The organism is Pseudopedobacter sp. (genome assembly GCF_040392825.1).
Taxonomy (GTDB): domain Bacteria; phylum Bacteroidota; class Bacteroidia; order Sphingobacteriales; family Sphingobacteriaceae; genus Pseudopedobacter.
Window position 1 is genome coordinate 1 of record NZ_JBEBVH010000345.1, and the last position, 3534, is coordinate 3534.

The window sequence follows — 3534 nt, forward strand, 5'->3', positions numbered from 1 at the left end:
GAATGTAAGCTTTGTCGCGCGCCCCGATGCGAGGCCGGCAGGGAAAGCGCGGCGCATGGGTGTTGCGTCGGGGTAGCGCGGCTGCCGTGGGTGCAATAACCATGACAGCCTTTTTTGGCTGGCGTGGTTATTATTTAAGCACCCGACCGGAGGCCAGCACGCAAGCGGAAGTGTAGCGGGAGCGGAACTGTAGCGCAGTCGGGCTGGGTGTAGGGAGCCGAGCCGGGGACGCACGCGCGTGCGCAAGGCAGAAAAAATAAGGTGACAAGCCTGCTGGCGCATTATTTTTTTTCTGCCGACCGACTGAACGGAGGAACCGGCTGACTGTGCGAGCAAAGCGAGAACGGCAGCCGGGGCCGGGAGAGAAGGAGACCTTGCCACTGCGTTAGTTGGAGTTCAGGAACAAGCTATCCTAAACTCCAACCATTCGTCAATTTTTAAATGATGGCAGACTTCACTGTCATATTTATGTCATTTTGAAGACAATAACTTTCAAAATCTTTTAGACACTTAATCGCATCTTCTTCACTACCAAATAACGCAAGATTGTACTGCTTAAATAACATACATTCGTTTTCATCGCGGACCCTTTTTCCAGCTGGTTCCAAAATAAAATCAGGTGTATGCCAATTATCTCCCCAGTTTTCCCACATATTTTTACCAACCACGAAAATCAGTTTACTTTCAGATTCTTCAACAGGTTTAAAAGTATCGGTTTGAATTTTATTTTTATCTGTAGAAAGGAAGTAACCATTGTCATTAACAATAAAAATTGCAAACGTAAGCTTATCGATTCTCTGCTCACCTTCTTTATTGTATACTACTTCATGCATTCCAAAATGGAACTCATAGAAGTACATATTCAACCAATCCCACGCCCAGTTATTTAAATTACCTTTTCCAGGTCTAGGTACGATATCACTGAATTTTGGATATCCTCCTTTATAATTGACACCAAATTTATTTCCGATGAATCCGATTAAATCTAGAATTCTACTCTGATAATTGTAAAGAAATCTGTAGGCCTTTCTTACTTCTAGAAGAATATCACTTGTATTATTTGACATAACTAAATAGGTTTTTGGATTGAAAATTTTTTAAATATGGATTGTTTAAATCTTGGAGCCATAACTTCTTAATGAGGCTGTTTTTGATCTGGTCTACCTGTTTTTTTTGGTTGGATTTTACATAACTAAATAAGGTTAGAGGTTTAGATTTCTTTAAATGAGGATTGCGTAAATCTTGAATCCATAGTTTTCTGAAAAAGCCATGCATTGCAAACACTGTGACCAAATCGTCAAATATTCTTTTATAAGAATTAGTCTGTGAATAGTCAATGCTATCAATCTTGGATTTTTCGGAAGTAATTTGCGAGAGTAATTTGGTCCAGTCTGTTTTACAAACTTTGACTTTTCTATCATTAATGATCACATCGTCAGGATCATCCAAATTATGTAAACCACCTACTTGAATGAAATAAAGTGGCTTTTCATCGTCTGCAAATTCATTATAATACCCTTGAATTTCTTTTAGCAACTGTGCTTCGCTTTGTTGTTTTCGGTCATATCTTTTTGCTTCAATAATTAGATCAAATTCATAAAACCGAACAAATAAATCAGGCTCTACAAATCTTTCATTTTGTGTACCTTCTGGGTTCCATTTTTCCCAATATTTCATTTCAATCATTTCGCCTGATACAAAGGGAAGTTTGTCATGATAGAGAGAATTTTTAAGGATTTTCCAGAAAAGTTCGCTTGGCAAGTATTTAAGTAAATCGAAGCTTGCAGCAGTCAACGAATCCTCACAGACTCGGAAACTACCTTTGTTTTGATGGAAATAGGAAATCATACGTTAAAAAGGGGTTAAAAAGTGCATTATAAATTTTAAAAACATCCCTAAGGGTTTCACCGCCCCTCACGCACCAATTTTATTTTTTGCTGTATTAATTACCTGTGCGGTTGGAAATACTAGTGCTGTTGGAGTGCAACGAGCGTGGAACGGAAACAGCTCTAGTAAGTGCGGCTGGTTTGCCTGCCGAGCGGCGCGGCTGGAAAGTAAAAAGCCTGTCTTTTTCAGACGGGCTTTTTACTGTGCGTTGGGGTAATTCAAGTTCTAAGGGTTTCACCGCGGCTTACGCTTGTGATGTGTTTTCTTTAATAAAATTTCCAATGAGATTATGTATTCTATCAATCTGACTAATCAAACTTTCTATCGCTGTTTTGTGATAGCTATGTAAAGCTTTGTATCTTATAAATGCTTTCTTCTGATCCATCAAAAATTTATAAGTTGACATAACTTGCTCTGATAGTATTTTCGGAGGCATTCTATCCAATATAGGAATGATGAATTCATTATGAAAAGCACTAAAATTCTCGTAATCACTTTTCTGATTTCTAGCAATAAGCAAATTCTGGTAGGTTTCACTATAGCTACTTAACAATTGCATATTATCGGATATTTCAGTCTTTTTTATCAACGTATCTGTAATTTTGAGCAACTTTACATACTCCTCTTTTTTCTCGTGTCGGATGATATCCTGAAGCAATTCTTTCTTCTTTTTCTTAAGCGATTCTATATTTGTATCAGTTATGAAATCATAAGTTTCATATTGTAAATTTTTATAGGTTTGTATATTTGACGAATGATATATTTCATACAAATCAGAGACCTTATTTAAAGTCACATAAAGACTCTCCTGTTTACTTTCATATCTAGCAATCATATTCGTAATTAAATCCATCAAATCTCCGACTTCAGGTAACTCTAATAGTAATTCTGTTAACGCTCTTTCTTCCAAATCCTTTCGCTGATAGAGAGATTTAGGATCTATATTTAGTAGAATAGTAGTGTTTAAACCAGGCACAACAGTAATCTCCTGAAAATCTGTAATAATATAATTTTCTAATTTCTCCTTCTGAGTTATTAGCTTATCAGATATAGTCTTTAAGAGTTTATCAAAAATAGAATTATCTCTTTCAACTTGTTTCTCATACTGCTCTTTCTGAAGCGTTTGTTCTTCATTAAATGTATTTCTAGCTGTTTTGTAACTCCAATAAATAGCAAAGAGTGTTGCTCCTAATCCTATTAACCAAAACCAAAATTCATAAGCTTTAGGCGAACCCGGTTCAAAAATATTACATCCGCACGTTAACATATTTAACAATATCATAAATAGTAAGGGTCTAAATTTAATATCAAAACACCACCCCCAACCCAATTACCCCATCATACTCAAACTTCTGTTGGTGAGTAAGAGTGTCGGAGGTAACTACTAAGAGATACCTACCATCGGGTATGCTGGAAATGTGAATAGTATTGTCTTTAAGTATCTCAAAGTAAGACTCGTATACTAATATACTGTCGGGAAGTTGGTAAATACTTATCTCGCCATGATTTACATTGTAAATACTTATTTCAAGGTCACGGTACGGGCCTACCTCTTGACAACTGATAAGGCAGAAAAAACAAAAAAGGGCGGGGATTAGGTGCTTTTTCATAGGAATGTATAGTAGGCTATGTACCCATTAATGGATT

Annotated in this window: 3 protein-coding genes; all 3 read right to left on the reverse strand. The window is 36.8% G+C overall.

Going from position 1 to position 3534, the window contains the following annotated elements:
* Positions 1 to 437: 437 nt before the first annotated feature.
* The 3 genes from ABWO41_RS16680 to ABWO41_RS16690 all read right to left on the reverse strand — a co-directional run bounded on the left by ABWO41_RS16680 (position 438) and on the right by ABWO41_RS16690 (position 3169).
* The gene (locus ABWO41_RS16680) at positions 438 to 1067 is read right to left on the reverse strand and encodes a PM0109 family protein (protein WP_353140435.1); all 630 of its coding nucleotides are present in this window, start codon (positions 1065 to 1067) and stop codon (positions 438 to 440) included.
* Positions 1057 to 1848 (reverse strand): hypothetical protein, encoded by a 792-nt coding sequence (locus ABWO41_RS16685; RefSeq protein ID WP_353140437.1) that lies wholly within the window; start codon positions 1846 to 1848, stop codon positions 1057 to 1059. The genes ABWO41_RS16680 and ABWO41_RS16685 overlap by 11 nt, the downstream gene beginning before the upstream one ends.
* A gap of 283 nt (positions 1849 to 2131) precedes the next feature.
* Positions 2132 to 3169 (reverse strand): hypothetical protein, encoded by a 1038-nt coding sequence (locus tag ABWO41_RS16690; protein ID WP_353140439.1) that lies wholly within the window; start codon positions 3167 to 3169, stop codon positions 2132 to 2134.
* Positions 3170 to 3534 lie beyond the last annotated feature (365 nt).